The organism is Streptomyces sp. 8K308 (assembly GCF_004348315.1).
Classification (GTDB): Bacteria; Actinomycetota; Actinomycetes; order Streptomycetales; family Streptomycetaceae; genus Streptomyces.
In genome coordinates, this window is record NZ_SMKC01000628.1 from 1 (window position 1) to 1,311 (window position 1,311).

2 protein-coding genes are annotated in these 1,311 nt (G+C 75.4%); both read left to right on the top strand.

Translation table 11 applies throughout. From position 1 onward, the window contains the following. Window positions 1-872 (top strand): zinc-binding dehydrogenase (locus E1265_RS36265; protein ID WP_132935180.1); only part of this gene is annotated, 872 nt, incomplete at its 5' end. Between the two features lie 44 nt (window positions 873-916). Next, window positions 917-1,231: a hypothetical protein gene (locus E1265_RS36270; RefSeq protein ID WP_132935181.1), complete on the top strand. Its 315-nt coding sequence runs from the start codon at window positions 917-919 to the stop codon at window positions 1,229-1,231. Window positions 1,232-1,311: the final 80 nt, after the last annotated feature.

The window sequence follows — 1,311 nt, forward strand, 5'->3', positions numbered from 1 at the left end:
ACCCGGTACCCGCCCCGCACCAGGCGCTGATCGCCGTCGAGTCCTTCTCCCTCAACTTCGGCGAACTCGACCTGCTCCACGGGGAGCAGCCGGGCGCCGTCCTCGGGCGCGACAGCGCGGGCGTCGTCGTGCGGCCGGCGAGCGACGGCTCGGGGCCGGCGGCCGGGGCGCGCGTCGCCGCCTTCGGCCTCGGCGGTGGCTGGGCCGAACTCCGCGCCGTCGACCCGGCCGAACTGGCCGTGCTCCCCGACGCCGTCGACCTCGGCACCGCCGCCACCCTGCCGGCCGCCGGCGTCTCGGCGCTCCGCGCCGTCCGCCGCCTCGGCTCGCTGCTCGGCCGCCGGGTCCTGGTCACCGGCGCCTCGGGCGGCGTCGGCCGGTTCGCCGTCCAACTCGCCGCGCTCTCCGGCGCGCACGTCATCGCCTCCGTCGGCACGCGGGCCCGCGGCGCGGGCCTGCGCGACCTGGGCGCCGCCGAGGTCGTCGTCGGCCTGGACGAGGTGACCGAGCCCGTACACGCCGCCCTCGACAACGTCGGTGGACCGCTCCTCGCCCAGGCCCTCGACCTGGTCGCGGAACACGGCGCGGTCATCCAGATCGGCGCCGCCTCCAACCAGCCCACCACGCTGACCCTGGCCCACAAGCTGGTCAACAAGCGCCTCGACCTCTTCGTCGTCGGCGAGGGCCTGACCACCACCCCCAACGGCGTCTGGAACTTCGGCCCCGACATCGCGCTCCTCGCCGAACTGGTCGCCGCCCACCGCCTCACCCCGCACATCGGCTGGCGCGGCCCCTGGCACCGCGCCCCGGAGGCCGTCGAGGCCCTCCGCTCCCGCCGCGTCGCCGGCAAGGCCGTGCTGGACATCACCTGACGAACCGACCCCCAACACCCGCCGAAGGGCCTACCGTTGTCGGGGTGAGCGCACACCTGCCGACACGGTCTCCCTACCGGATCGAGGCCGACGAGGGGCCCCAGACCGTCGCGGAACTCAAGGCGGCCCTGGCCCCCTGGCCGCAGGAGCTCCTCACCTTCACCGCCCGCCTGGAAGCGGCCCGCTTCGACGAGATCCCCGGCGTCATCGCCGCCTACCGCATCGCCTGGCTCACCCGCGTCCACCCCGACCACCAGGAGGCGGGCCAGGCAAGCGAGGACGAGACGGCCGACACCATCAGCTGGGACGAGTTGATGGCCGACTACACCCCCGACGGCCGCGAAGCCAGGCGCCGGTGACCTACAAGGTCGAGGTCATGTCCGACGCCCGCCGCGGCATGGCCTCCCTCAGCCCCGCCCGCCGCCGCGCCGTCAACGAC